At 46.7% G+C, this 25861-nt stretch carries 29 protein-coding genes and 1 pseudogene; 19 read left to right on the top strand and 11 right to left on the bottom strand.

Features of this window, described 5'->3' with window-relative positions:
- Positions 1-42 precede the first annotated feature (42 nt).
- Together flgG and CSUNSWCD_RS03525 are read right to left on the bottom strand one after the other, a co-directional pair.
- Positions 43-831, bottom strand: coding sequence for a flagellar basal-body rod protein FlgG (gene flgG, locus CSUNSWCD_RS03530; protein ID WP_002948143.1), 789 nt, complete (start codon positions 829-831; stop codon positions 43-45).
- Positions 832-1400: 569 nt separating this feature from the next.
- Entirely contained in the window at positions 1401-2213 is an 813-nt protein-coding gene (locus tag CSUNSWCD_RS03525; RefSeq protein ID WP_009494269.1) for a flagellar hook-basal body protein, read from the bottom strand.
- 300 nt (positions 2214-2513) lie between these two features.
- Between CSUNSWCD_RS03525 and rpoD the strand changes: the two genes are divergently transcribed.
- The 11 genes from rpoD (at position 2514) to CSUNSWCD_RS11675 (ending at position 10268) form a co-directional block, all read left to right on the top strand.
- Complete coding sequence (gene rpoD, locus CSUNSWCD_RS03520) at positions 2514-4397, top strand: RNA polymerase sigma factor RpoD (RefSeq protein WP_009494268.1); 1884 nt, start codon at positions 2514-2516, stop codon at positions 4395-4397.
- A 79-nt stretch (positions 4398-4476) separates the two neighbouring features.
- Complete coding sequence (locus CSUNSWCD_RS03515; protein WP_009494267.1) at positions 4477-5178, top strand: hypothetical protein; 702 nt, start codon at positions 4477-4479, stop codon at positions 5176-5178.
- Between the two features lie 129 nt (positions 5179-5307).
- Complete coding sequence (locus CSUNSWCD_RS11870; RefSeq protein ID WP_009494266.1) at positions 5308-5544, top strand: ABC transporter substrate-binding protein; 237 nt, start codon at positions 5308-5310, stop codon at positions 5542-5544.
- Positions 5545-5561: 17 nt separating this feature from the next.
- On the top strand, positions 5562-6341 hold the full coding sequence (locus tag CSUNSWCD_RS03510) for an ABC transporter substrate-binding protein (RefSeq protein WP_009494265.1): 780 nt from the start codon (positions 5562-5564) through the stop codon (positions 6339-6341).
- On the top strand, positions 6338-7216 hold the full coding sequence (locus CSUNSWCD_RS03505; RefSeq protein WP_009494264.1) for a FecCD family ABC transporter permease: 879 nt from the start codon (positions 6338-6340) through the stop codon (positions 7214-7216). The genes CSUNSWCD_RS03510 and CSUNSWCD_RS03505 overlap by 4 nt, the downstream gene beginning before the upstream one ends.
- Positions 7183-7314, top strand: coding sequence for a hypothetical protein (locus CSUNSWCD_RS11865; RefSeq protein ID WP_009494263.1), 132 nt, complete (start codon positions 7183-7185; stop codon positions 7312-7314). The genes CSUNSWCD_RS03505 and CSUNSWCD_RS11865 overlap by 34 nt, the downstream gene beginning before the upstream one ends.
- The gene (locus CSUNSWCD_RS03500; RefSeq protein WP_009494262.1) at positions 7298-8071 is read left to right on the top strand and encodes an ABC transporter ATP-binding protein; all 774 of its coding nucleotides are present in this window, start codon (positions 7298-7300) and stop codon (positions 8069-8071) included. Before CSUNSWCD_RS11865 ends, CSUNSWCD_RS03500 begins: the two co-directional genes overlap by 17 nt.
- Positions 8072-8371: 300 nt before the next feature.
- A complete protein-coding gene (locus CSUNSWCD_RS03495; RefSeq protein WP_034964305.1) occupies positions 8372-8884 on the top strand; it encodes a hypothetical protein in 513 nt (170 codons plus the stop codon).
- A gap of 320 nt (positions 8885-9204) precedes the next feature.
- Entirely contained in the window at positions 9205-9675 is a 471-nt protein-coding gene (locus CSUNSWCD_RS03490; RefSeq protein ID WP_157788737.1) for a hypothetical protein, read from the top strand.
- A 79-nt stretch (positions 9676-9754) separates the two neighbouring features.
- Positions 9755-10003, top strand: coding sequence for a hypothetical protein (locus CSUNSWCD_RS11680; protein WP_009494256.1), 249 nt, complete (start codon positions 9755-9757; stop codon positions 10001-10003).
- A 7-nt stretch (positions 10004-10010) separates the two neighbouring features.
- On the top strand, positions 10011-10268 hold the full coding sequence (locus CSUNSWCD_RS11675; protein ID WP_009494255.1) for a hypothetical protein: 258 nt from the start codon (positions 10011-10013) through the stop codon (positions 10266-10268).
- A gap of 146 nt (positions 10269-10414) precedes the next feature.
- Here CSUNSWCD_RS11675 and CSUNSWCD_RS11670 read toward each other — a convergent pair whose 3' ends face one another.
- From CSUNSWCD_RS11670 to CSUNSWCD_RS11970, 7 genes and pseudogenes are all read right to left on the bottom strand, one after another.
- Complete coding sequence (locus CSUNSWCD_RS11670; protein WP_009494254.1) at positions 10415-10906, bottom strand: ATP-binding cassette domain-containing protein; 492 nt, start codon at positions 10904-10906, stop codon at positions 10415-10417.
- A 45-nt stretch (positions 10907-10951) separates the two neighbouring features.
- On the bottom strand, positions 10952-11128 hold the full coding sequence (locus CSUNSWCD_RS11665) for a Ferric iron ABC transporter, ATP-binding protein (RefSeq protein ID WP_009494253.1): 177 nt from the start codon (positions 11126-11128) through the stop codon (positions 10952-10954).
- A complete protein-coding gene (locus CSUNSWCD_RS11660; protein ID WP_009494252.1) occupies positions 11128-11340 on the bottom strand; it encodes an ATP-binding cassette domain-containing protein in 213 nt (70 codons plus the stop codon). Before CSUNSWCD_RS11660 ends, CSUNSWCD_RS11665 begins: the two co-directional genes overlap by 1 nt.
- 4 nt (positions 11341-11344) lie before the next feature.
- Positions 11345-12778: an ABC transporter permease gene (locus CSUNSWCD_RS03465; protein WP_009494251.1), complete on the bottom strand. Its 1434-nt coding sequence runs from the start codon at positions 12776-12778 to the stop codon at positions 11345-11347.
- Between the two features lie 63 nt (positions 12779-12841).
- Positions 12842-13333: pseudogene (locus CSUNSWCD_RS11980) on the bottom strand (extracellular solute-binding protein); the annotation flags it as partial.
- A 20-nt stretch (positions 13334-13353) separates the two neighbouring features.
- Positions 13354-13539, bottom strand: coding sequence for a hypothetical protein (locus CSUNSWCD_RS11975; RefSeq protein WP_425277320.1), 186 nt, complete (start codon positions 13537-13539; stop codon positions 13354-13356).
- 51 nt (positions 13540-13590) lie between these two features.
- A complete protein-coding gene (locus tag CSUNSWCD_RS11970) occupies positions 13591-13773 on the bottom strand; it encodes a hypothetical protein (RefSeq protein ID WP_425277319.1) in 183 nt (60 codons plus the stop codon).
- 282 nt (positions 13774-14055) lie between these two features.
- Here CSUNSWCD_RS11970 and CSUNSWCD_RS03455 point away from each other — a divergent pair, with 282 nt between their 5' ends.
- Positions 14056-14433: a rhodanese-like domain-containing protein gene (locus CSUNSWCD_RS03455; protein WP_009494248.1), complete on the top strand. Its 378-nt coding sequence runs from the start codon at positions 14056-14058 to the stop codon at positions 14431-14433.
- A 215-nt stretch (positions 14434-14648) separates the two neighbouring features.
- Here CSUNSWCD_RS03455 and CSUNSWCD_RS03450 read toward each other — a convergent pair whose 3' ends face one another.
- A complete protein-coding gene (locus CSUNSWCD_RS03450) occupies positions 14649-15746 on the bottom strand; it encodes a CinA family protein (protein WP_009494246.1) in 1098 nt (365 codons plus the stop codon).
- Between the two features lie 121 nt (positions 15747-15867).
- Here CSUNSWCD_RS03450 and ileS point away from each other — a divergent pair, with 121 nt between their 5' ends.
- The 7 genes from ileS to CSUNSWCD_RS03415 all read left to right on the top strand — a co-directional run bounded on the left by ileS (position 15868) and on the right by CSUNSWCD_RS03415 (position 25583).
- Positions 15868-18624, top strand: a complete 2757-nt coding sequence (ileS, locus tag CSUNSWCD_RS03445) for an isoleucine--tRNA ligase (protein ID WP_009494245.1) — start codon at positions 15868-15870, stop codon at positions 18622-18624.
- A gap of 96 nt (positions 18625-18720) precedes the next feature.
- Complete coding sequence (gene gatA / locus CSUNSWCD_RS03440) at positions 18721-20079, top strand: Asp-tRNA(Asn)/Glu-tRNA(Gln) amidotransferase subunit GatA (RefSeq protein WP_009494244.1); 1359 nt, start codon at positions 18721-18723, stop codon at positions 20077-20079.
- Positions 20080-20083: 4 nt separating this feature from the next.
- Positions 20084-21532, top strand: coding sequence for an IMP dehydrogenase (guaB, locus tag CSUNSWCD_RS03435; protein ID WP_009494243.1), 1449 nt, complete (start codon positions 20084-20086; stop codon positions 21530-21532).
- A complete protein-coding gene (gene metX / locus CSUNSWCD_RS03430) occupies positions 21532-22632 on the top strand; it encodes a homoserine O-acetyltransferase MetX (protein WP_009494242.1) in 1101 nt (366 codons plus the stop codon). The genes guaB and metX overlap by 1 nt, the downstream gene beginning before the upstream one ends.
- A complete protein-coding gene (gene xseB / locus CSUNSWCD_RS03425; protein ID WP_002948190.1) occupies positions 22625-22819 on the top strand; it encodes an exodeoxyribonuclease VII small subunit in 195 nt (64 codons plus the stop codon). Before metX ends, xseB begins: the two co-directional genes overlap by 8 nt.
- A complete protein-coding gene (locus CSUNSWCD_RS03420; RefSeq protein ID WP_009494241.1) occupies positions 22812-23624 on the top strand; it encodes a carbon-nitrogen hydrolase family protein in 813 nt (270 codons plus the stop codon). Before xseB ends, CSUNSWCD_RS03420 begins: the two co-directional genes overlap by 8 nt.
- Before the next feature lie 402 nt (positions 23625-24026).
- Positions 24027-25583: a flavocytochrome c gene (locus tag CSUNSWCD_RS03415; protein WP_009494240.1), complete on the top strand. Its 1557-nt coding sequence runs from the start codon at positions 24027-24029 to the stop codon at positions 25581-25583.
- Positions 25584-25648: 65 nt separating this feature from the next.
- Here the strand turns inward: CSUNSWCD_RS03415 and CSUNSWCD_RS11525 are convergent.
- On the bottom strand, positions 25649-25861 hold a 213-nt coding region (locus tag CSUNSWCD_RS11525), incomplete at its 5' end, for a hypothetical protein (protein WP_034964300.1).

Below are 25861 nucleotides of genomic sequence, written 5' to 3'. Positions count from 1 at the left end.
AAATTTGAAAGACCGAGCGGCTCAAATTTAGCCTACTTTAGGCTATCTCTTTAGGCTATTTACGATCGAGAGCATATCATCACTCGTTGTGATCGCCTTTGAGTTGGCTTCGTACGCGCGCTGACCCGTGATGAGGTCGGTCATCTCTTCGACTAGCTGCACGTTACTCATCTCGACAAATCCCTGCCTGATCGTACCAAGACCATCAAGACCCGCCGTACCGACCACGACCTCGCCGCTAGAGCCCGTCGGCAGATAGAGGTTGTCGCCCATAGAGTGCAGGCCTGCTGGGTTGATAAAATTTGCTAGCTCGATGCGGCCTACCTGCGTCATCTCGGTGTTGCCAGGCTGCAGCACGGAGACGGTGCCGTCAGTGCCGACTGAAACCTGCGTGGCATCAGCCGGGATAGTCATCTGCGGCTGAAGCACATAGCCGTCGGAGTTTACGATCGTGCCTTCGCTATCTAGCTTAAAGGCGCCGTTTCTAGTGTACGCCGTCGTGCCGTCTGGAAGCTGCACCTGGAAAAAGCCGTTACCAGCGATAACCATATCGAGGTTGTTACTCGTTTCTTTAAAATAACCTTGCGAAAATATCTTCGTTATCGCCGTCGGACGCGCGCCTAGACCCACCTCGATACCGGTCGGGCTTTTCGTCGTGGCGCTGGTTGCCGTGCCAGCATACTCCATGACCTGATACATCAGATCGGCAAACTCGGCGCGGTTTTTCTTATAGCCGATAGTGTTTACGTTTGCGATGTTGTGCGACGTAACGTCGATCTGGGTTTGCTGGGCGATCATGCCGGTGGCGGCAGAATAAATAGACCTCATCATTCTCGTGTTTTCCTTTCTTAGCGCGTTGTATCTTGAGCGTATACTTCGTTGGTTTTTTCCTCAGCTTCGGTTACGTATCATATATACGCGCCCTCGCCTCGCAAAAAACCGCCTAGTCTCCATCTCAAGCTACTGCCGCTTATCTTTATGCACCTAATAAGCAGCTCATCACTTTTTACCATTGCAAAAAATATTCCAAATTTGCAGTCTTAAATTTTACGCTTCTGCGTAAAACCGTTGCCGACTGTTTTTATGTCGGACAAACGTCTAAAATTCGCAAATTCGGCGCGATTTCTCGCATTTCTTAAACTGTCTAGCAAAAGGCGTTCCAAATTTGCAATTTTGGGAAAAACTGAAAATATTTTGGCGGAAGTATTTTGAATTTATATCAGCGGCAGGGTTTTAATGCATAGCGATTTGTGTTTATTAAAATTTAAAAACCTTAGCGGAAATATCTTTGAGCGGATTTGCGAGTCGTGCAAATTTTTACTAGCAAGACTAGGCACGTAGCCTGTCGCCGCGAGTAAAATTAAATCTCTCGCAAATACGTCAAAGAGATGACGCTAAATTTAGACTTTCGTGTTAGCAAGCTTACTTATGGCTTCCTGATTTAGATCGTCCATATGCGACGTCATCACCTTTTGATACATCTCGACAAAGCGTTGCGTCTCGATCAGTCCGACCATCTCGGTCACGGCGTTTACGTTGGAGATTTGAGTGTATTTCCACGCGACCGCGTCTATCTCGCCGCCCACGTCCTCAAGCTCCTTTAAATTCGGCAAAACATAGAGATTATCGCCCTCTTTTGTTAGATTTCGTATCTCTTTTGGCTGCGCGATATAAAGCCTAGCTAGCGGCTCCTCGTTTGAGTAGAGATTACCGTTTTTATCAGCGGAGAAGCGCTCTCCCTGCGGGATTTGGATACCTTGAAAATTATTCGTAAAATAATCGCTCGGTAGCACTTTATAGCCCTCTTTTGTTACCAAAAATCCATCCTCGTCGAGATTAAACGAGCCGTTTTTGGTTAGGCGCACATCGCCTGGTTTTACTTCGACTAGAAAAAACAGATCCTCACGCTTCATCGCAAAGTCAAGGTCGTTGTTTGAAAATTTAAGTCCGCCCTGGCTAAAATCGACGTATTGCTCAGAGATTTGCGGCACCCTGTCGATAGTTCTGTTTAGAAATTTCGCCGCATCTTTGGTGTGATTTTCTATCGGTAGCTCGTCGCGGTACTCTTTAAAAATCCTCTCAAAGTCCCCGACTACGATGTCGTCGCGTTTAAAACCGATCGTGTTTATGTTTGCTAGGTTATTTGCGATGACGTCTAGGCGGTTAAACTGCGTCACCATAGCGCCGGTTGCTTGGTAGTAGCCGTTGTTCATTTACTTTTCCTTATCTTACGCGTCGTATCTTAAACGCATACTTCGTTGGTTTTTTGCTCAGCTTCGGTTACGTATCATATATACGCGCCCTCGCCTCGCAAAAACCCGCCTCGTCTGCGTCACAAGCTACTTCCGCTTGCTTTATTGAGCATTAAATAGCAACTTCCGTTCCAACTCAAATTTAATAAAATTTTCAGCAAATTTAGCTTACTTAAAAAATACTCAAATGATCGCCTTTTTATTAATGTTTAAAAAAATTTGGGTATAATCCTCGTTTTCTACAAAAAAAAGGAATCCCGAATGAGTACCGCAAAAAAAGAGGCATTGTCGCTCATAGAAGAGCTTTTCAAAGAAAATGCCAAAGGCTATATCACTTACGAAAAACTTGTTAAATTTCTAGACAAAGCGCCGACGGCAGCGATAGCAAAAAAACTAGAATCGCTGGCAAAAGAAAATAAAGTCCAGCTCATAACCTCGGCTGAAATCGCAAAAATGCGCAACATCGAAGATGCTAAGAAGCGTCGCGAGGAGCTAGCAAAACTAGCCGACGACAATCTAGAGGAAGAATTTGATCTCGCCAGCGAAACGGATCTACTCGAGTGGTCGCGCTCGGATAGTCCCGTGCGTATGTACCTACGCGAAATGGGTCAAATCGCACTACTAACCAAAGAGGAAGAAGTAGAAATCAGCAAAAAAATCGAGCTTGGCGAAGATATCATCATCGACGCGTTTTGCTCGGTACCATACCTTATCGATTTTATTCTTGACTACAAAGAACCTCTCATCAACCGCGAACGCCGCGTAAAAGAGCTTTTTAGAAGCTTTGACGACGAAGGTGAGGAAGGTAGCGAAGAGGTCGAAGAAGAGGAAGAAAACGAAGAAGTCGAGGATGATGTCGAGGAAGGCGAAGAGAAAGAAGCCAAGCCAAAAAAACACAATAAAAAAGACGACAAACGAGCTGAAAAAGTGATCGAGAGTTTTAAAGCGCTCGAAAAGGCCAAAAAAGAGTGGTTAAAGACGGCAAATAAACAAAATGACGCCGAGATAGAGGATGAATTTTTAGCCAAGCTTACGCTCGCATTTAAAAAGAAAATTTTAAAAGACAAACTAATGGATCTAGGTCCGACGAGCAAGCTCATAACCGAGATCGTAAAGTCTATGGAAACGGCGCTAAAGAGCGATGATGAATTTGACAGAGAGCTAAAAAGACTCGAGTATAAGCTACCTATGTTTAGCGACGAGCTAAAGAAAAATCACAAGTCGATCCTAAAAGATATCATCAAGCTCAGCAAAGAAGATATAATCGCGCGAGTGCCCGAGGCTACGATGGTATCAACCTACGTGGAGATCAAAAAGCTATTTGCGACCAAGGAAGCGAGCAAGAGCGGATTTAACCTCGATCCGATACTTTTAAAGGAAATTTTAGAGCAGATCAAACGCGGCAAAAAGATATCCGACGAAGCAAAAGCCAGGATGGCAAAATCAAATTTACGCCTAGTCGTAAGTATCGCCAAGCGCTACACGAACCGCGGTTTACCGTTTTTAGACTTGATTCAAGAGGGTAACATCGGACTAATGAAAGCGGTCGATAAATTTGAATATAAAAAAGGGTATAAATTTTCTACCTATGCGACGTGGTGGATACGTCAGGCTATCAGCCGCGCCATCGCCGATCAAGCACGCACGATACGTATCCCTATCCATATGATAGAAACGATAAACCGTATCAACAAAATCAACCGAAAATACCTACAAGAAGAAGGCAAAGAGCCGGATATAAACGTAATCGCAGCCGAGGTCGGACTAAGCGCGGACAAGATAAAACAGGTCATCAAAATCACAAAAGAGCCTATCAGTCTAGAAGCCCCTATCGGCAACGAAGACGACGGTAAATTTGGAGATTTCGTCGAGGATAGAAGCTCTCTAAGCCCTATGGATCACATCCTAAAAAACGACCTAAAAGAGCAGATTGACGAAGTCCTAGACCAGCTAAACGAGCGCGAAAAAGCCGTCATCAGGATGAGATTTGGCCTACTCGACGACGAGAGCGACCGCACGCTAGAAGAGATAGGCAAGGAGCTAAACGTAACCCGCGAGCGCGTCCGCCAGATCGAAAGTTCTGCCATCAAAAAACTAAAACACCCAAAAGTCGGTAGAAAACTCAAAAACTACATCGAGGGCTAAATTTAGCCCTCACTTTTATAGCCGATCGGCAAATAAAACCTGCTACCAAATTTAAAGAAAAATCCAAAAGCGCAAAAAGATGCGTCAAGAGCTCCTGGCCGAGATAAAATTCCGCGGCATAGTTTCTAATGTTTTACTGATTGGCGGCAGTATGTCCATTTGGGCTTTGTGCAAATTTTGTGGCCGCGTCTCGCTGGCTGGATTTTTGACCGCCGTGTTTTTCGTTTGCCTTATCTTTCTAGCGTCGATGATCTTTAGGCTTCTTGCCGCTAGACAAATTTCCAAACTCTCTGCAAGCAAGCTTTTTACGAGAACTTCCTCCGCACTAGTCACGGCGGCGCTACTAGCGATTTTATGGCTATCTATGGCATTGTATTCGGTAAGTCAAGTCGGTTTTAGCGTGGTAGAGTATGCCGCGGCGCAGATCGGAGGCTCTCTTGTAGATAATGCTTATTCTATAATCGGAGCAGTCGCAAATAATTTTTTAAATATACAAGGCACGCCTCTTACGATATTTCTTACTATAGACTCTATTCTTACTATCTACTTTTGGCTTATACTCGGCGTTGTGTACTACCTACTCGGCAAAGATACGCAGAACAGTGCTTTCTACATCTACTCAGGCTTAGCCTTTATGTGCACAGCGCTTCAGTTTATCGATATTTCGTCCCTTAACGGTTCGGTAACTCCATATACACTACTTACGATAGCGCTTTTGATCCCGCTTTGCGAACTAGCAGCTTGGGCTAGGATCAAAAATATCATTCCTGTGCAGCCTTAAAATTTATAAACTTCAAATTTTATAATAAATTCATCGCTGTTTTTGTAATATACTATTGTTTATTTATAGGCCAAAAATGTTTATTTCAAGCCTATAAATAAATATAATTTAAAAACTTAAGGAAAAAACATGAGCAAATTTCACTCTTTCGCGCTGGCTCTTGCGCTGTGCGCGAGTTCGCTTTTTGCAGACCGCGTCGTAACCGATCAACTAGGCCGCGATGTTACGCTACCGGACGAAGTTAAGCGCATAGTCGTGCTTCAGCACCAAAGCCTAAACGCACTAAATGAGCTAAACGCGCTGAATAAGGTCGTCGGCGTGCAGGAGCGTGGGAAAAGTCGCTCGGCAAAAACTACATCCGCCTAGCGCCGAGCCTAAAAGATATGCCCACATCGGGCGATCTAAAGGTCATCAACTACGAGGCGGTGCTTAAGCTAAAGCCCGACGTCGTGATCGTCACGAACTGCATCCCGCAAGAATACATCGACAAAATGACGGAGCTCAAAATCCCAGTCGTCGCCGTTAGCTTTCAGCGCAGCGACGCCACCGATAAGGGCAAGCTAAATCCGACCTTTAAGGACGACGAAGCGGCCTACACCGAGGGCTTTTACGACGGGATCGAGCTTCTTGGCAAGGTCACAAACCGCGAAAAAGAAGCCGCCGAGCTCATAAGCTTCGTTAAAACCTCGCAAGAGCAACTAAAGGCTAAATTTAGCGACTTCATCGTCGATAAAAGACCTAAAATTTACATGGCAAATCCCGATCTCACGACCTACGGCAGCGGCAAATACACGGGCATAATGTTTATGCGAGCCGGCGCACAAAACGTCGCGGCAGAGAGTATCAAGGGCTACAAGCAGGTATCTGCAGAGCAGGTTTTAGCGTGGGCGCCGCAGATGATCTTCGTGCAGGATCGCTACCCTCAGGTGCCCGCCGAGCTTAAATCCAACCCGCAGCTTGCAAATTTAAGCGCAGTCAAAGAGGATAAAATTTATATGATGCCCGAATACGCCAAAGCGTGGGGCTATCCGACGGCCGAAGCTATGGCGCTTGGCGAGTGGTGGCTAGCGATGAAGCTCTATCCTAAGCACTTTGACGAGGCTGAGTTTAACAAAAAAGTAGAGGAATTTTATCAAAAATTCTACCGCACGAGCTATAAATGAAATTTTCCGCCCTGCTGCTGCTCTGGGTTCTGCTGTTTGCGGTATCGCTGGGCATCGGGCAGTATCCTGTGAGCCTAGAGGAGACGGGTAAAATTTTACTCGGCTCCTCCGCCGATGAGACGGCAAAAAGCGTGGTGCTTGATATCCGCATTCCGCGCGCCCTACTTTCGAGCCTTTGCGGCGGGATACTGGCGCTTAGCGGTCTCGCGCTTCAGGCGGTGTTTAAAAACCCACTCGTAGGCCCGCACATCGTGGGCGTGAGCACCGCGGCGGCATTCGGCGGCGCGCTTTGCATCATGCTTGGCTTTGGCTCCTATTTTATCGTGGCTTTTGCCTTCTTTTTCGGGCTTGCAGCGCTTTTTATGCTCTATTTTATCGCCAAATTCGTCTCGCGCAGCGACGTCTTTTCGCTCATCCTAGCGGGCATCGTCATAAACGGCGTGTTTGCCGCGCTAACTAGCCTCGTGCAGTATCTAGCCGACAACGAAGACGTGCTACCAAACATCATCTACTGGCTGCTGGGCAGCTTCGTGCGCGCAGACTACGACAAGCTAATCATGCTCGCCGCCGTTTCGGCGCCTTGCGTCGTAGCTCTCATCGCGATGCGGTGGAGATTTAATCTACTCAGCCTAGAAGACGGCGATCTAAAGGTGCTCGGCGTAAACATCGTGCGGCTGCGCTCGGTCATCCTCGTCATCTGCACGCTGCTAGTCGCCGCGCAGGTCAGCGTCAGCGGAAACATCGGCTGGATCGGCCTCGTGGTGCCGCACGTCGCCAGGATGATATTTGGCAGCGACCACTTGCGCTCTATGCCCGCTTGCTTCGTCGCAGGAGCCGTTTTATGCTCGCTATCGACGACGTATCGCGCTCGATAAGCTCTAGCGAAGTGCCGCTTAGCATCATCTCCGCGCTCATCGGTAGCCCGATATTCGCCGTCCTCTTAAAAAGGAGCGCCGATGCGAACAGAAGGTAGTTTGCTCTCTATCAAAGACGCTGGATTTTTCTACGAAGAGGGCAAATTTCTTTTTAGAAATTTAAGCTTTGAGATTGAGCGGGGTCAAATTTTAGCGATCCTGGGGCTAAACGGTCAGGGCAAAAGCACGCTGATGTCGTGCATGATGGGAATTTTAGGCCTCAAAGAGGGGCAGCTTAGCACGCAGGCGAAATTTGGCTTTCTGCCGCAAAGCTTTAGCGTGGCGTTTGATTACAGCGTGCAGGACATCGTAGCGATGGGGCGCGTGCGCGATATTTCGCTATTTTCAAAGCCGAGCAAACGCGACGTGCAGATCTGCCTGGACGCGCTTGAGAGCCTTGAAATTTCGCACCTAAAAAACAAGCGCTTCAACTCACTTTCAGGCGGTCAAAAGCAGCTCGTGCTCTTTGCCAGAGCGATCGCGAGCAAGAGCGAAATTCTGTTTTTGGACGAGCCTGCCAGTGCGCTTGATATAAAAAACCAAGACCGCGTGCTAAGCCTCATCGTAAATCTAAAGCAAAAAAGCAACGCCAGCATCGTTTTTACCACGCATCAGCCAAACCACGCTCTTGCGGTGGCGGACCGCACGCTTATTTTAAAGGACGATCTTAGCTACGTTTACGGCCGCAGCGCCGAGGTTTTGAACGAGGAAAATTTAAACGCGCTTTACCGCGTGCGAATGAAAACGGCGAAATTTGATGTCGCGGGCGAGCAGATAAGCAGCATCACGCAGATTTTCAGCGCGCAGGTGAGATAAATGCCCGCGCTCTTTTGGTTTTAAATTTAACCACTGACGATAGATACGACGACAAATTTACAAAAAAGCGACGATTATCCAAAATTTAGCGTCAAAATTTGGACGATCAAATTTACCGCAAATTTAACTCCAAACATTGTCTGATTTTAAATTTAAGCCGCCAAATCTCGTAAAATCGTCCTAAATTTAAGTTCAAATTTCTTGCTAAAAAGTTAAAATAATGATTTAACAATAAGCAAATTTAACTACGAAAATCAGCCGAATTCGACTCAAACAAATCAAAAATTTAAAAGGAAAAATTTGGAAATTTTAAACTCGGTTTCAAGCGCCTTTTCAAAAATGGCCGCAACGCCCGCAGAGGCCAGAAGGCTCGGTATTTGGGCTTCTGCACTAACGGCGATATCCTTTATTCTTTTTGGCAGGACGGAAATCTCCTTTTTGTACATTTACTTTGATGTCAGAGTCCTTAAGCTTGCCTGCGAGGCGGCCGCAATAGCCCCGATATACGCGGCTTTTAGGCTCATCGCCTTGCACGTGAGTGGCGTCAAAACCTGCAGATATTTTACTCTATTTGCCGCGACTTACGGCGTTATTTTTGTTTTATACGTCTTTGCAGGCGTTATGTTTACGATGTTTATGGGGGATATTGAGGCCGATGTCGGCGAATTTCTGGCGTATTTATGCTATCTGGCTTATTTGGTGTTGGACTTTAACAACTGGGCGCTTTGTATTCCCGCCATATTTCTCGTTTTAGGCACGTTTGATATCACAAAAATACAAACAAACTCTTTTGGGGTTATTGCGCCTTCGTAACGCTCAATGCAGCAACAACGTTACTTAGAGCAACTAATCTCAATAGCTTTGGCGACGCGCTGGATTATTACTATTTTTTATGCGGCGACTATGTCAAATTCATCGGCTACGCGTTTTTAGCGGCCGCTTTTTATAAGCTTGATAATATTGGCACGCAAGAGTTAGCGCAAGAAAGCGTCGCTCGCGTCAAATTTTATGACCCAGCCCGCATCAAATTTTACGGTATCGTCTCAAGCGCGCTTTGGCTTGCGGTTTCTATTTTAACCGTAGTCTTAAACTCCGGTTCAAGCATTACGGATGGCCTTGCGACGGTATTTTTGGTGCTGCTGATTTGCATGCAGATCGCTTCTTTCGTCTGCGGCTGGATCGCGATCAAAGGCATAGGAGCGATTTTTAAAAGCAATGTTTTTAAATTTTATTTGGCTTTTTCAGCGTGCGTCGTTATCTTGATCTTGATGGCGTTTTACGCTAGGTTGCCCGAAGTCAACGTAGATAGAGCCTTAGCCGTAAAATTCGGCATTTGCGCGCTTGCGGCGTTTATTTTTTGGATCGTCATAAACGTCAAACTAAGCCGTTTGGGTAAAAATTTACATTTTATACTTTACGTCGTGGCGCAAATCATTTGCGTGCTTACACTAGCAGCCTTTAACGCGCTAATGATGTTTAGCTTCGAGTTTGCGTTCATCACCCACAGATACAGCTTCGCTGCGTCGCTAATTTTATACTTTGCGCCGATTTTCATATATCTGCTCGCTTGGATTAAATTTAAGCTGCCTTTAAAGCAAATTTAAAGGATCGGTTGGACCAAATTTAATAAAAATTTTAAGCTTGTTTGTGTAAAATTTTTATTAAATTAACAAAAGGTAAAATATGCAAGAAAACTTTATAAGACGCATAAGCACGGCAAGGGCGCTGGGTATGACGTCGGGGATTTTAGCTATTTTAAATTTACTCTCGCAAGAGATAATTTTACCAAAAAGCCTCTTTGATATCGCAACGAGCGCACGCGTAGCGATGCTATTTGTCTCTGTCATCTGCCTTTACGGCGCGATATCAAAGGTAAACAGACTCGCCGGCGAAGGAGTGTTTAAGCTTTACCACATTTTTTATCGCTATTAGCAGCGCGATGATTTTGCTAAGCTTTAGCGCAAACTATACACCGGCTAGCACGCACAAGGTCCTATTTTTCGTCATTTGCGCCGTGGCGGTGCTTGCGTTTTTGCTTTGGATAAAGATAAGTTTAAAACTCGGCGCCGTCACGCAAAACGTCCTGTTTTCAGGCTACGCGGTGCTTTGCGTAGTCGGCATGCTAATCAGCTTTCACTCACCAAAGCCCTGCGCGATCCATACCCTATCGAGTTTGCGGTGCTTGGCATCTATCTAGCGTTAGGGTTTATCTACGTGCTTGCTTGGTCGAGGGTGGATTACGTTGAAAATCGCAATCAAGACTAAGCCGAGTTCGCCAAATTTGCGTTTCAGGCAAATTTAGACGATAAAAAATTCGCGCGGCTATACTAAGCCCGTCCAAATTTATGCCAGGTCAAATTTAAATTTATCGCAAATCTGCAAATTTGAGCTAACTACGGCTTTAAATTTGACCCTGCAAAAGTCCAAATTTAACTCGTAAAATGCGCCTAAAAATTTTGATTCCGTCACGTCTGCTTCGTATTTCTCGCCGCTTATTATTAGCTCCGGACGAAACATAAAGTTTCTCTCCTCTAGCCACGATCTAAATTCATCCGGCAAATTTTGCGCATCCCGCTCATCGATCAAATTCATATCGCCCAAAAAGCAGGCTATCTCGTAAGATGCGGGGCTAAAATACAGCTCTCTGGACGCGCCGAAAGCCAAAACCTTGCCGCCTTTTATCAGCGCGATTTTATCGCTTAGCAAAAAGGCGTCCTCTTTGTCGTGCGTTACCATTACCGCGCTGATGCCGTTTGCCTTTATCATCTGTTTTAGCTCGCCTCTTAGCGCGCTTTTTAGGTTGCGATCGAGATTAGCGAAGGGCTCGTCGAGCAAAAGTAGCTTTTCGCGGTTTGCTACGGCTCTGGCAAAGGCCGTTCTTTACGCCTGACCGCCCGAAATTTGATCTGGAGTTTTGTCTTCTAGCTCGGAGATTTTAAATTTTTCCAGCAGCTGCGCGCTCCTTGTGGTTCGCTCGGCGCTAGGGAGTCGCCACAGCGCAAATTCTACGTTTTTACAAACGCTTAAATGCGGAAAAAGCGCGTAGCTCTGAAACATCATCGCCGTACTGTAGCCATCTTTGAGGCGATTTGCCCGCCGCTTGGCGTCTCAAGTCCCACGATAATGCGCAAAAGCGTGCTTTTACCGCAGCCGCTATCGCCCAGGACACTTAAAATTTCGCCCTCGTTAAGGCTTAAATTTACGTCCTTTAAAACCTCTAAATTTCCGAATTTCTTGTTTAAATTTACGATTTTTAAAATTTCAGCCATATTTTTATCTTTCTTGTTTTTTTCTGGAGATTATCTCGAACCAAAGGACGGCGACTAGCGACATCGAAACGATGAGAAACGACGGCAGAGCCGCAGCGTAAAGCCTCTCGTCGGCGGCGTAGAAAAACGCCCTAATACTAAGCGTCTCAAAGCCCAAAGGCCGCAAAATGAGACTAAGCGGTAGCTCCTTAATGATGTCGATAAAAACGACGATGAGCGAGAGAAAGAAAAAGTGGCGAAGTAGCGGAAAATGAACTTTGAAAAACAAATTTAACCGCGAGCCGTTTAGCAAAAGCGCGGCGTCGTCGATATTTGCCGGGATCTTGGCGTATCCGCTCTCAACAGAATATATCGAGGTCGCCAAAAACCTCATGACGTATCCGAAAATCAGCACCACAAAGCTCGATGAGAGCAGATGCGTACCGAAATTTCGGTCAATGTAGCCAAAAACTATCATCACGCAAAGCCCGGTACTAGCGCCAGGCAGCGCGTAGCCTAGAGAGACGGATTTTAGCAAAAAGGTATTTAACGCTTTGTTTTTTATAAGCCTCGTAGCAAAAACTAGGAAAAAGCTAATCGCCGTGATGAGTATCGCCGCGCCAGCAGCCATCAGAAGCGAATTTGCCGCCATCTGCACGAACTCAAATTTAAAACTATCTAGCTCGTGAATGCTCCAGTACAAAAGCCAGGTAAAAGGAAACGCAAATGCTAGACAAAACACGCTCGCGCACCACAAAAACGCCGCCGCCGAGCCGAATTTACCAAGCTTCTTTTTTTGCGTAAATTTGGAGGTATCGTGCGTGGAGAAGCTGTATTTTTTAGAGTTTTTATTAACGTGCTCAAATATCATCAAAATAAACACGAACATCATCAAAAGCCCCGCTAGCACGGACGCGGAGTACGAGTCGCCCATATCAAACCATAGCTTAAAAATGCCCGCGCTAAAAGTCTCTACGCCGTAATAAGCCGCCGTGCCGTAGTCACTAAGCGTCTCCATGAGCACCAGCATCGCTCCGCCCACGATCGCCGGACGCGACAGAAAAATCGCGACCCTAAAAAACACGGCGGTGCCTGAGAGCTTGTAAATTTTACAAACGTCGTAAATAGCCGCGGACTGCATCTTAAACAAGGTTTTGGCAAACATATAGATGTACGGATAAAGCGACAACGACAGCACGAAAATCACTCCGTAGATATTCATAAACTCTAGCCTAAAGCCGAAAATTTGATGAAAATATCCGCCGTAATCCATAATCCCGACGTAGCAAAAGCTAAATATATAAGCAGGAATCGCAAACGGAAGAATGAGGGCATATTCAAAGAAATTTGAGAGCGCGAAGCGGTAGTTCGCCACCAGCCACGCCGAAACCACGGCGATAACCAGACTAAGCGCCAAAACGCCCGCCGCGACGGCAAAAGTACCTTGGATATACCCCATAAAAAGATACTTAAAAAATGCTCGAGCAAGGAGTAGTCGCCCAAAGCGATCTCGAAAAATATGCTAAAAATGGGGATCAAAAACGATAAGGGCGATAAAAATCGCCCCAAATTTTACTTTCATTATTTTCCAGCCGGCTACGTCGTAAATTTTAATAGCCTCGTTCGTGTTTTGCACACTTTTATAAAGCGGAGTGGAGTCTTCTTTAAATTTACCAAAGCCTTTTACGATGTCGCTAGGCTCGACCTCTGCGTTGATCGGATACTCGAAATTTATACCCGCAAGTATCTTTTGCGTCTCAGGGCTCACCATAAACTCCATAAATTTAACGGCGTTTTCTTTGTTTTTAGCAGCCTTTGTTAGCGCGATACCGCTGATGTTTACGTGCGTGCCGCGGTTGTCTTGATTAGGGAAAATGATGCCCAGATTCTTCGCAGCCTCGACGTCTTCGGCTTTCGGAGAGGTTAGCATGAGGCCTATGTAGTAGGTGTTCATCACCGCTACGTCGCCCTCCCCTGCGTAGATAGCCTTAGCCTGATCCCTATCGCCGCCTTTTGGATCGCGGGCTAGATTTTTTAGCGTGCCCTCAGCCCATTTAGTAGCCGCGTCTTTACGTCGGCCTCGATGATAGCCGCTAGTAGCGACTTGCTATACGGAGCCGTCGCACTTCTGATTAGCAGTTTGCCTTTTAGCTCAGGCTTTGTTAGATCCTCGTAGTCCTTGATGCCTTTAGGATCGAAGTCTCTTTTATCATAAACGATGACTCTGGCGCGTTTTGAGATAGCAAACCACTGGCCGTCGTTGTCTCTATACTACTCCAGTACGATTTTTTCCAGAGTTTCTGATTTGACGGATTGTAGCACGCCTTTAGTCTTTGCGGTGTAGAAATTTCCAGCGTCTGCGGTGATAAAGATATCCGCCGCAGAGCCACCCCCTTCTACTTCGAGCTTTTTGATTAGCTCGCCCGCTTTTGCCTGCGTGGCGTTTACCTTGATACCCGTCTTTTGCTCAAAAAGCTTATAAAGCTCGCTGTCGGCGTCGTAGTGGCGCGCAGAATATTTACCTCCGCGGCAAACAAAAAGCTTGAAAGCAAGCTAAGCGCGAAAAAACTTTTTTCATTTTTATCCTTTGTATTGATATGGATTTGCGATTATAGCGTTTGTCCTATGAAAATATTAATTATTAAAAAAGAAAAATTTATGCTGGAGTGATTTTAGAATGACAAAATATTTAAAATTGAGTGCTAATATTCACGCCGTCAAATTTAAGGAGAGAAAATGAGAAAAATTTTACTTTTAGGAGCGGCTGCTGCGATGGCTTTTGCGGAAATTTCTACGGTGCAAGTTAGTCCCGAGGCGATCAAAAACTACGAGCAGATCGTTGATATAAGAACGCCTGCTGAATGGATGGAAACGGGCGTAATAAAGGGCGCAAAGACTATCACTTTTAACGCAACCGATAAAGAGGGTTTTTTGAACGAGTTAAAAGCCAATGTCGATCTAAAAAAACCGGTCGCGCTCATATGCAGAAGCGGACGCAGAAGCGCTGCGGCGGCGGCGATGATAGATTCGCCGGAACTAAATATAATAAATCTTGACGGCGGCATGGGCAGCCTCATAAATCAAGGCTACGAGACGACGCCGTATCAAAAATAATTCGCGGTTTTACTTTATAAATTTCGTCCGTCAGGCTTAAATTTACGCTAAATTTTAAGTTTGGCGGAGCTAATTTGTCACTCTGCTCCAGTGAAAAACGGCGGTAAATTTTAAATTTGTCGGCGTCTTTTTTACAAATTTAATAGAACAAAACCCATCTACTTTAAATTTTAGCAAGCACAAATTTGACGAATTTCATCAAATTTAACCCAAATTTACGCCAAAAATAGCCTCGGCTTTAGCTTTAGCAGGCAAACGTACGCCGCCAGCGCGCTTTGCTCTCTTATATAGTTGCGATCTCCGTTTAAATTTAGCCTCTCGATGATGCACTCGCCGTCTTTTGCATAGGCTCCCACAAATACCGTCCCCACAGGCTTTGCCTCGCTACCGCCGTCAGGCCCGGCGATACCGCTGATAGCTAGAGAAAAGTCCGATTCGCTCGCTTTTAGCGCGCCTTTTAGCATCGCCATCACGCACTGCTCGCTCACCGCACCGTAAGTTTGTAAAATCTCATCGCTAACACCCAGCCAGTCGCGTTTCATCTCGTTTGCATAGGTCACTAGCGAGCCGTTAAATGCAGCAGAAACTCCGGCAAAAGCGCCAAATTTCGCTGCGGCAAGCCCGGCCGTGCAAGACTCGGCAAATGTAAGCTTTAGCCCGCTTTCAATGAGCGTGCTCGCAACGTGACGAAAAACATCCTCGCCCTCAACAAATTTGCCCGAAAAGAGATTTTTCGCGCCGTTTATAAAGCCGCTGGTTTGACCGAATTTGTTCGCCTCCACTCTAAGTAGCGTCAAATTTGACAAAATTTGAGAAGGATAAATCTGCACATCATAGGTTTTTGCCAGCGGTTCGAGCAGGATTTTCGCGCTCTCCTCGTCGATATCTACAAGATGAAAATAGTCGAAATCTCGCTGCGTTTTGATATCTATGGCAGGCAGTTTTTGGTTCGCGTCCGCCTTTAATAAATTTACGTAAGTTTGATTTAGTTTAATTAAAAATCCATCGTCGCTAAATTTTTCGGCTCTGCTGGGAGCTAGCATTTGCGGGGATTTTAGTTCCAAAATATCGCCGCTTAACGTAGCTAAAATTTTAGCCGCGACGGAGCAGTTTTGACTCGACGCGTAGATGCAAAGACTATCCGAGCGTGCGAGAATATGCTCTATAATAAATGGTAGCTCCTTGTCGCTTTTGCTAACGAACCTAAACTCGCCAAGCTCGCCGAAATGCCGCTTGTAAGCGCAAAAAATATAATCCAAAAAAGGCGCGTTTACGCCGATATCTTCGCCGATGATCAGTAGTGCGTTTTTCACTGTTTTCTCCTTTAAAAACCAAAAACATCTTACATAAATTTAGCTTAAAATAGCGTTTTTTCAGTAGCATTTAATCGCCGTTTGGATAGAATCTACCAATTTTTTACTTCAAGGCGAACCTATGGATTACAAAGATACATTATTGCTTCCAAACACAGAATTTCCCATGCGCGGCAACCTGCCCGAAAACGAACCCAAACGCTTAAAATCGTGGTTTGATGATAGAAAAATCTACGAAAAAATGAAAGCTAAAAGGCAAAAAGCCGCCAAAAGCTTCACTCTGCACGACGGCCCTCCCTACGCCAACGGCAACATCCACATCGGACACGCGCTAAACAAAACCCTAAAAGACATCATCTTAAAAACGCACTACTTTTTCGGCGAAAACGTGAGATTTACGCCGGGCTGGGACTGCCACGGACTACCGATCGAACAGCAAGTCGAGGTAAAACTGGGCGACAAGAAAAAGAGCCTCAGCAAAACGCAGATCCGCGAGCTTTGCCGCGAGCACGCGAGAGAATTTATCGACGTGCAAAGGGAGAGCTTTAAGCAGCTAGGCGTCGCTAGCGACTGGGACGACCCGTATCTGACGATGAAATTTAAATTTGAAGCCGAGATTTACAAAACGCTTTGCAAAGTCGCCAAACGCGGACTTTTGATCGAGCGCAGTAAGCCGGTATACTGGAGCTGGGCGGCTAGAAGCGCTCTAGCCGAGGCAGAGGTCGAGTACGAGGACAAAGAGGACTACAGCATCTACGTCGCGTTTAAGCTAGGCGAAGAAGCCGCGGCGAAAATCGGCACAAAAGACGCCAGCGCGGTCATCTGGACGACCACGCCTTGGACATTGCCGGCAAACCAAGCCATCTCGCTAAATCCAAATGAAATTTACGTTTTAACGGCTGAAAATTTGATATTTGCCAAAGAGATGCTAAGCGAGCTGGAAAAAGAAGGTCTAACTAAGGGCGAAATTTTAAAAGAATTTGCCGCGGCCGAGCTTGAAAACCTGCACGCGGTTAATCCGCTAAACGGCAGAAAATCGCTATTTATCCTAGGCGATCACGTCACTATGGATGGCGGTACGGGACTAGTGCACACCGCTCCGGGACACGGCGAGGACGACTACCACGTCAGCCTAAAATACGGTATCGAAGTCATCATGCCCGTCGATGAGGGCGGACTATACGACGAAACGCTAAAGGCCAAAAAGTTATTTCCAGACGGCGTAGCGGACGAACTAATCGGCATGCATATCTTTAAAGCGAACGAGAAAATTTTAGAGCTTCTAGGCTCAAATTTGCTAAAAGTTAGCAAATTCGTCCACTCATATCCATTTTGCTGGAGAACGCACAAGCCGGTCATCTACCGCGCTACGAAGCAGTGGTTTATCGCCATGGACGAACCGAAAATCGAGGGCAAAACGCTACGAGAAGTCGCGCTAAAAGAACTTGAAAATGTCAAATTTTACCCTGCAAGCGGCGTAAAAAGGATAGGCTCGATGATAGAAAATCGTCCTGACTGGTGCATCTCGCGCCAACGCGACTGGGGCGTGCCGATAGCGTTTTTTAGGCATAAGGATACCAAAGAGCCGATATTTGATGATGAAATTTTAGATAACGTCGCAGCGATATTTGAGCAAAAAGGCGCTGACGCGTGGTGGGACAGTGAGATAAAAGATCTCTTGCCGGCAAACTGCAAATATGACCCGCAAAATTTAGAAAAAGTTATGGACATCCTAGACGTCTGGTTTGACAGCGGCTCGACGTGGGCTGCTGTGCTAAAAAGCGGCGACTACGATGCGGGTAGCTATCCTGCTGATATGTATCTAGAGGGCAGCGATCAGCACAGAGGCTGGTTCCAAAGCTCGCTACTGCTAAGCTGCGCCGCGCAAGGAAGAGCGCCGTATAGAAGCGTGCTCACGCATGGATTTACCGTCGACGAAAACGGTCAAAAGATGAGTAAAAGCAAGGGCAACGTCGTAGCTCCCGCAGACGTCGCTAAAACCTACGGCGTGGAAATTTTACGCCTTTGGGTTGCGCTTAGCGACTACTCTAGCGACCTAAAAATCAGCGAAAATATCCTAAAACAAGTAAGCGAGCAATACCGAAAAATACGCAATACAATAAGATTTCTGCTAGCCAACGTAAACGATCTAGAAGATATCGAAACATCAAATTTCAACATCCTAGACCGCTGGATACTAAGCCGCGCGAAAAAGGCATTCGACGAGGCCGAAGCGGCGTTTAGAAACTACGACTTTTCAAAGGGCTTTAGCCTGCTGATGAACTTCCTAAGTGCGGATTTAAGCGGCATATATCTTGATATCTGCAAAGACCGCCTATACTGCGACGCCAAAGACAGCGATACTCGCCGCTCGGCTCAAAGCGCGATGGCGCTAATTACTAGAGCGCTCCTACCGCTCATCGCTCCGACGCTCACATACACCGTGGACGAGGTGATGGACTATGCACCTGAGATCATCAAAAACGGTGCGGCGGACGCCTTTGATCTAGAGTACGCACCGCTAGATTTTGAGTTTAACGTAGACGACGAACTACTAGTCGCTAGCCGCGAGAAATTTTTCGAACTAATCGACGTACTCAAAAAAGACAAAAAGATAAAATCAACCCTCGAGCTCGTGCTACAAACCAGCTCAAATTTGATCCTGAGCGAAGATATAAACGAGATAAGCGACTGGTATATGGTTAGTGACGTCCAGAGCCTAGACGGCAGCGACAGTCTAGCTGAATTTGACGTCGGAAACAATAAATTTAAACTCGTTTTATCAACGCGTCACAAGTGCCCGAGATGTTGGAAATTTACCGCTAAGCACGACGGCGAAACCTGCCCGAGATGCGAAAAGGTACTAAAAAATGTCTGAGCCTATCTCCGCTTGGTTCGTCGCGGCGACTATCGCGGCCATCCTCGCGGTCACAGCCGCGGGTATCGTAGCGGTAATAAAATTTAAGGATAAAAAATGATAACTTTAAAAGAGGCTCTAAAGCTAAGCGCCGGCGAAGTAACCGAGCTTAGAAACGAGCTGGAAAAGAAAATTTTCGCAGATAGAGAGCTTGGCGCCTACGTCGAGCAGTTGGCAAATTTGCCGCTTGATAAACTGGGTGCGGGCGTACCGATCGCTATAAAAGACAACATCCAGGTAAAGGGCTGGAGCGTAACGAGTGCGTCTAAAATTTTACAAGGCTACATCGCGCCTTATAACGCGACGGTTATAGAAAAGCTGCTAGCAGCGGGCTTGGCGCCGTTTGGCCGTACGAATATGGACGAATTTGCCATGGGTAATACGACCGAAAACAGCTACTACGGCAAAACGCTAAATCCTCTAAACCGCGAGAGAGTACCGGGCGGTAGCTCGGGCGGCTCGGCTGCCGCGGTCGGCGCAGGGTTAGCGGTGGCTGCTCTAGGAAGCGATACGGGCGGCTCAATACGCCAGCCTGCTGCATTTTGCGGCTGCGTGGGACTAAAGCCGACCTACGGACGCGTCAGCAGATACGGCCTGGGCTCCTACTCTAGCTCGCTCGATCAGATCGGACCGATAACGCAAAACGTCGAGGACGCCGCGATCCTGTACGACATCATCGCAGGACACGACGACAAAGACAGCACGAGCGCGGATATCAAATTTGAAAGCGTAGCGGACAAACTAAACGCGGACAAAAAACTCACGATCTGCGTCATCGAAAACTACATAAACGAAGCCTCGGAAGAGACCAAAAAGGCGCTTTTAAAAGCGGTCGAAATTTTAAAAGCCGCAGGCCACAAAATAATCTATAAAAATTTAGAAAACTCAAAATGCGACATCGCGACCTACTACATCATCGCCACCGCCGAAGCCAGCGCAAATCTCAGCCGCTACGACGGAGTGAGATACGGACGCAGGGCAGAAGCTAAAAATTTAAAAGAACTCTACATCAACTCGCGCTCGGAAGGGTTCGGCGAAGAAGTAAAAAAGCGAATTTTACTCGGTACTTTCGTGCTTAGCAGCGGCTACTACGACGCGTATTACATCAAGGCTCAAAAAGCTCGCGCTCACACCAAGGCCAAGTATGAGCAAATTTTGAGCGAATGCGACCTCATTTTGATGCCTGTCGCCCCTAGCACCGCGTATAAATTTGGCGAGCTAAAAAACCCGCTAGATTCCTATCTGTCAGATATCTATACGATCAGTGTAAATTTAGCCGGCTTGCCTGCCATCTCGGTTCCGGTGGCAAAAGACGCGGACGGCCTAAACGTCTCGGCTCAGCTCATCGCAAAGGCGTGGGATGAAAAAACGCTGCTAGAAGGCGCACTTAGTTTAGAAAACTCTATAAAAGGATAAACGCATGAAGATAGTTACAAAGGCTCTCACCTTTGACGACGTTTTACTCGTCCCACAGTACTCCGAAATTTTGCCCAAACAAGTAGATATAAAAACGCGCTTTAGCAGAAACGTGGAGCTAAATATCCCGATCGTATCGGCTGCGATGGACACCGTCACCGAGCACCGCGCGGCGATCATGATGGCGCGCCTGGGCGGTATTGGCGTCATACATAAAAATATGGACATACAAAGCCAGGTCAAAGAGGTCCGCCGCGTCAAAAAAAGCGAAAGTGGCGTAATCATCGATCCTATCTCCATCTCGCCAAACGCTAGCGTAGGCTCGGCGCTTGATATGATGGCGGATCTGCATATCTCTGGCGTTCCTGTTGTAGATGAGGAAAATAAACTGATAGGAATCCTAACCAACCGCGATTTGAGATTTGAAAACGACAGAAGCGTCCTCGTAAAAGACAGGATGACTAAAGCCCCGCTAATCACGGCTCCAAAGGGCTGCACGCTAGACGACGCGGAGAAGATTTTCTCTCAAAACCGCGTAGAAAAACTACCTATCGTCGATAAAGACGGCCACCTAGAAGGTCTCATAACCATAAAAGATCTAAAAAAACGCAAAGAGTATCCAAACGCGAACAAAGACGCCTACGGCAGACTCCGCGTAGCCGCAGCCATCGGCGTAGGTCAAATGGACAGAGCAAAAGCTCTAGCAGAAGCCGGCGTAGACGTCATCGTCATAGACTCCGCTCACGGCCACTCAAAAGGCGTACTAGACACGCTAAAACAGGTTAAAGCCGAGCTAAAAGTGGACGTCGTCGCGGGAAATATCGCAAACCCGGCTGCCGTCAAAGACCTAGCGCAAGCAGGCGCCGACGGTATCAAGGTAGGCATAGGACCGGGCTCCATCTGCACCACTCGCGTGGTAGCGGGCGTTGGCGTACCTCAAATTTTCGCCGTCGATAGCTGCTCGGCCGAAGCTGCAAAATACGGTATCCCAGTCATCGCAGACGGCGGACTAAAGTACTCAGGCGACGTAGCCAAAGCCCTAGCCGCAGGCGCTAGCTGCGTGATGGCGGGTAGCTTACTAGCTGGCTGCGAGGAGACTCCGGGCGAGGTGATAACCTTCCAAGGACGCCAGTATAAAGTCTACCGCGGTATGGGAAGTATCGGCGCGATGACGAAAGGCAGCAGCGATAGATATTTCCAAGAAGGCACCGCGCAAGATAAACTCGTACCAGAAGGCATCGAGGGCCGCGTACCGTTCGCCGGCAGTATAAAAGAGGTCGTACATCAGCTAGTTGGCGGCCTACGAAGCGCGATGGGCTACATGGGTTCAAAAGATATCAAAACCCTTCAGGAAAAAGCCCAGTTCGTTGAGATCACGAGCGCTGGATTAAAAGAGAGCCACGTTCACGACGTCGTCATCACGCAAGAAGCCCCTAACTACAAAGTCAATTAGTGCTAAATTTACAAACCGGCAAAGTAAAATTTGACGAGCCGCTCTATCTGGAGAGCGGCCGAATTTTACCCGAATTTGAGCTTGCCTACGAAACATACGGCGAGCTAAACCAAGATAAAAGCAACGTCATAGTCGTCTGTCACGCGCTAACTGGCAGCCACCACGCCGCAGGCAGATACGAAAACGAGCAGAAATTTGGCTGGTGGGACGCGCTAGTGGGCGAAGGCAAAGGCATAGATACGAGCAAATTTTTCGTCATCTGCGTAAATATCCTCGGCTCAAATTTCGGCTCTACAAATCCCCTAAGTATCGAAAAAAGCACGGGCAAGCAGTATCGTTTACGCTTTCCGGTGCTAACCATCAGCGACGTCGTAAAGGCGCAGATGAGGCTTTTTGAGCACTTAGGCATAGAGCGAGCGCATGCGGTCGTGGGCGGTAGCCTAGGCGGCATGCAGGCGCTTTGTTTTGCGATCGAATTTCCAAATTTCGCCAAAAACGTCATCATCCTAGCCAGCACCTATCAGAGCAAGGCCTGGGCGATCGCGTTTAACAAAATAGCGATCGAGGGCATCCTACGCGATCCAGGTTTCAAAGACGGACAATACGACGAAAACGACATCGCCGCTCAGGGGCTAACCGGCATGGCGCTAGGGCGTATGGCGGGGCACATCAGCTTTCTCTCGCCTAGCTCCATGGATTCCAAATTTGGCCGCAACTACGTAGAAACCGACGGCCTTTACGAGCTTACGGGGCGGTTTCAGGTCGATCGCTATATGGAGTACAACGGCCACAGCTTTCCAAAGCGCTTTGATCCGCTGAGCTACCTTTATATCGTAAAGATGATGAATATCTTTGACTGCACGCGCCACTACGATGACCTTGCGCACGCTCTTTTGCCTATTTGCGCTAAAGTTACGCTGGTCGCATTTAGCGGCGATATGCTGTTTCCGCCAAGCTGCATGCGCGAAATGCACGAGACGCTGTGCGGTATCGGCAAGGCGTGCGATTATCACGAGATAGACAGCGACTACGGCCACGACGCGTTTTTGGTCGAAGTAGATAAATTTGAAAAAATCATAAAAAAGGTTTTAGATGAGTGAGAATTTAAGCGAGGATTTTGAAAGCAAACTCGCCAAAGCAAATGAAATTTTAAAACAGCTAGGCGATGAAAATTTGAGCCTAGAACAAAGCGTCAAGCTACATAAAGAAGGCAAAAAGCTACTCGAGGAAGCAGACAAGATCCTGCAAAACGCAAAGCTAGTGGTAAAGGATGCAGACGATGAATAACGCTACCGCGGCCGTTTGCGCCCTGCAGCTACCCACGCAGCCCATGAGCGAGTCGCGGCTTGATTATTATTTTAGGATTTGTGCCGATGAGGGAGCCAGGCTCGTGGTGCTTGGCGAGTACGTGCTAAACAGCTTTTTTAAAGAGCTAGAGCTAATGCCAAAAAGTCTCATCAAGGAACAAAGCGAGCGCAAAAAGCACGCGCTTGCCGCGATGGCGCAAAAATACAATCTAGAAATCCTAGCCCCGCTCGTGTTACCAAAAGGCAAAGGCTTCATTAAGGTTGCGGCGAGATTTAGCCCCGCGTCGTCGCGCTTTTACGAGCAGCAGATCTTGATGCCCTACCTGCACTGGAACGAGACGAAATTTTTTGACAACAAGGCCGAGGGCGAGCTAAATTTGCCAGTTTTTAGCTACGAGAAATTTAAAATCGGCGTGATGTTTGGCTTTGAGGCGCATTTTGACGCGGCATGGGCGTATATGGCGCGCAAGAAGGTCGATGCCGTCGTAGTCCCTACCGCATGCACGTTTTTTAGCGAGTCGCGCTGGGAAGAGTTGCTAAAAACCCGCGCCTTTACGAACAACGTCTATGTTCTGCGCGTAAACCGCGTCGGCAATCACAAGGCCGCAAGCGGCGAGCAGTGGAGCTTTTACGGCGATTCGATGCTGATTAGCCCATTTGGCGAGGTGGTTTCGCGCCTAGGCAAAAACGAAGAGATGATGGTAGCAAAACTCGAAAAAACCGAACTCGCGCAGGCAAGACTTCTATGGGGATTTTCTCAAATTTTACATAAAAGACTAGGCTAAATTTAGCTTTCAAGCGGCAAATATGGTTAAATTTGCCGCCGTTTCATCTGCAAATTTTTGCCGATTAATTTAAATTTACCATCCAACCGCCGCTCTCTACCTCCAAATTTAACGTCACAATTCAAATTTAATCCTGTAAATTTGAATTTTATTTTTCACCATCCTTAGCCCGATACAATCACTCCTCTCAAGACAAATATATCCTTTAATATTACAAATAAATTATAAATTACAACTTCATTTAAGCTTATTCTTTAAAGTTAAGTCCTATAATAACACTAGCTAAAATAAATTTAATCCAAGGAGGACGCTCAAAAGACACCAATAGTAATAAAGGTATTTAGAGTAGAGTCGTAAATTAAAGATTTACAGGTAATAGCTAAATAAATTTAAGGAGAAGCTATGAAAAACTCAAACGTTTCAAGAAGGGATTTTGTTAAGTTAAGTATGGTAGGTGCCGGAGCTTTGGCTCTAGGCGGAGTAAATGCACAAGCAGCTGTTAACGCTAAAGACGTCAAATTTGACGAGGAGTGGGACGTAGTTATCGTTGGTTCCGGTTTTGCAGGACTAGCAGCCGGTATCACCGCAGCCGAAAAGGGCAATAAAGTCCTAATCCTAGAAAAGATGGGACGCGTCGGCGGTAACTCCGTAATTAATGGCGGCATATTTGCCGTTCCAAACAGCGACAAACAAAAAGCAGAAGGCATCAAAGATAGCAACGAGCTATTTATCAAAGACTGCCTAAAAGCCGGCCGCGGACTAAACCACGTAGATCTCATCGACACCATCGCTACTCGCGCTCAAGACGCATATAAACTAACTCTAAAATGCGGCGCTAAATACATAGATAAAGTTACTCACGCAGGCGGACACAGCGTACCTAGATCGCTTCAAACAGCTAACGGCTCGGGTTCGGGTATCGTTCAGCCGATGGTAGAATACTTTAAAAACCTACAAGGCTGCGAGCTAAGACAAAGAGCTAAATTTGACGAATTCGTTCTAGGCGAAGACGGCGGCGTAGACGGCGTGATCATCAGAGAGGATTATAAATTCGACTCAAAGAGTCAAAAAGACGACGCCGAAAACACTACAGGAACTAAAAAGACTATAAAAGCTAAAAAAGGCATAGTGCTAGCAGCAGGAGGATTTTGCCGCGACATATTCTTTAGACAAGTCCAAGATCCATCTATCCTACCTACCACAGATAGCACCAACCACCCAGGAGCTACCGCAGGCGCTATGAAAGAGGCTTTAAGAATCGGCGCAACTCCGGTGCAGCTAAGCTGGATACAGTTTGGTCCATGGGCATGCCCTGATGAAAAAGGCTTTGGCGTAGGCTCTATGTTTAACGTAAACGGAAGCTTCCGCTACGGTATCTCAGTAGATCCAAGAACCGGCAAACGCTACATGAACGAGCTAGCAGACCGCCGCACTCGCTCTCAAGCTATGTTTAAAGTAATCGACGCAAAAGCTGATATCTATCCGATCAACTTCTGCGATAGTGATGGCGTAAAAAATATGGTCATACCTGAGCACTACACTAAACCGCTAGAATCTGGCGTACTAAAGAAATTTGAAACCCTAGACGAACTAGCTGCAGCTTATAAAATCCCTGCTGCAGAGCTAAAAAAGACCGTCGAGAGATACAATAGCTTCGTTAAATCAGGCAAAGACGAAGACTTTGGCAAACCGATGGATAAAACCACTACAAACGGCGTAGATATCTCTAAACCGCCTTTCTATGCTATGCGCGGTACGCCAAAACTTCACCACACTATGGGCGGTATCGATATCAATACCAAAGCTCAGGTTATATCTCTGCAAACCGAGATGCCGATTCCTAGACTATTTGCCGCAGGCGAGATCACAGGCGGCGTACACGGAGCTAGCCGCTTAGGTAGCGTGGCGATTGCAGACTGCTTAACATTTGGTATGATAGCCGGTGAGAATATAGGCTAATTTGCGGCGTCTTTCGGACGCTTTTTGCGGAGCTTGCTAAAATTTTGCTTGGCAGACTATTTTGTCTAGCCTGCGCAAAATTTTAGCCGCGCAACCCTAAAAATCGCCTCGAAATACTTGTAAATCGTTGCATTGCAGATTAAATTTGATCTGCAATGCTTTTTAAATTTAAAGCCGAATTTGCAGTTAAATTTGCAAATTCGGCATCCGAAAGGAATTCGCATGAAACATAAAGCGTTTCTCGCCTTGTGCGCATCTATGCTATTATGCTCTTTTGC

Origin of the sequence: Campylobacter showae CSUNSWCD (assembly GCF_000313615.1) — a bacterium.
Classification (GTDB): domain Bacteria; phylum Campylobacterota; class Campylobacteria; order Campylobacterales; family Campylobacteraceae; genus Campylobacter_A; species Campylobacter_A showae_A.
Note: the sequence above shows the minus strand (reverse complement) of the source record. Positions and strands in the feature narration are given on the sequence as shown.

Coding starts and splice junctions, on each gene's coding strand:
- flgG (WP_002948143.1), bottom strand. CDS start 831: ATGATGAGGTCTATTTATTCTGCCGCCACCGGCATGATCGCCCAGCAA.
- CSUNSWCD_RS03525 (WP_009494269.1), bottom strand. CDS start 2,213: ATGAACAACGGCTACTACCAAGCAACCGGCGCTATGGTGACGCAGTTT.
- rpoD (WP_009494268.1), top strand. CDS start 2,514: ATGAGTACCGCAAAAAAAGAGGCATTGTCGCTCATAGAAGAGCTTTTC.
- CSUNSWCD_RS03515 (WP_009494267.1), top strand. CDS start 4,477: ATGCGTCAAGAGCTCCTGGCCGAGATAAAATTCCGCGGCATAGTTTCT.
- CSUNSWCD_RS11870 (WP_009494266.1), top strand. CDS start 5,308: ATGAGCAAATTTCACTCTTTCGCGCTGGCTCTTGCGCTGTGCGCGAGT.
- CSUNSWCD_RS03510 (WP_009494265.1), top strand. CDS start 5,562: ATGCCCACATCGGGCGATCTAAAGGTCATCAACTACGAGGCGGTGCTT.
- CSUNSWCD_RS03505 (WP_009494264.1), top strand. CDS start 6,338: ATGAAATTTTCCGCCCTGCTGCTGCTCTGGGTTCTGCTGTTTGCGGTA.
- CSUNSWCD_RS11865 (WP_009494263.1), top strand. CDS start 7,183: ATGCTCGCTATCGACGACGTATCGCGCTCGATAAGCTCTAGCGAAGTG.
- CSUNSWCD_RS03500 (WP_009494262.1), top strand. CDS start 7,298: ATGCGAACAGAAGGTAGTTTGCTCTCTATCAAAGACGCTGGATTTTTC.
- CSUNSWCD_RS11680 (WP_009494256.1), top strand. CDS start 9,755: ATGCAAGAAAACTTTATAAGACGCATAAGCACGGCAAGGGCGCTGGGT.
- CSUNSWCD_RS11675 (WP_009494255.1), top strand. CDS start 10,011: ATGATTTTGCTAAGCTTTAGCGCAAACTATACACCGGCTAGCACGCAC.
- CSUNSWCD_RS11665 (WP_009494253.1), bottom strand. CDS start 11,128: ATGTTTCAGAGCTACGCGCTTTTTCCGCATTTAAGCGTTTGTAAAAAC.
- CSUNSWCD_RS11660 (WP_009494252.1), bottom strand. CDS start 11,340: ATGGCTGAAATTTTAAAAATCGTAAATTTAAACAAGAAATTCGGAAAT.
- CSUNSWCD_RS03465 (WP_009494251.1), bottom strand. CDS start 12,778: ATGGGGTATATCCAAGGTACTTTTGCCGTCGCGGCGGGCGTTTTGGCG.
- CSUNSWCD_RS03455 (WP_009494248.1), top strand. CDS start 14,056: ATGAGAAAAATTTTACTTTTAGGAGCGGCTGCTGCGATGGCTTTTGCG.
- ileS (WP_009494245.1), top strand. CDS start 15,868: ATGGATTACAAAGATACATTATTGCTTCCAAACACAGAATTTCCCATG.
- gatA (WP_009494244.1), top strand. CDS start 18,721: ATGATAACTTTAAAAGAGGCTCTAAAGCTAAGCGCCGGCGAAGTAACC.
- guaB (WP_009494243.1), top strand. CDS start 20,084: ATGAAGATAGTTACAAAGGCTCTCACCTTTGACGACGTTTTACTCGTC.
- xseB (WP_002948190.1), top strand. CDS start 22,625: ATGAGTGAGAATTTAAGCGAGGATTTTGAAAGCAAACTCGCCAAAGCA.
- CSUNSWCD_RS03420 (WP_009494241.1), top strand. CDS start 22,812: ATGAATAACGCTACCGCGGCCGTTTGCGCCCTGCAGCTACCCACGCAG.
- CSUNSWCD_RS03415 (WP_009494240.1), top strand. CDS start 24,027: ATGAAAAACTCAAACGTTTCAAGAAGGGATTTTGTTAAGTTAAGTATG.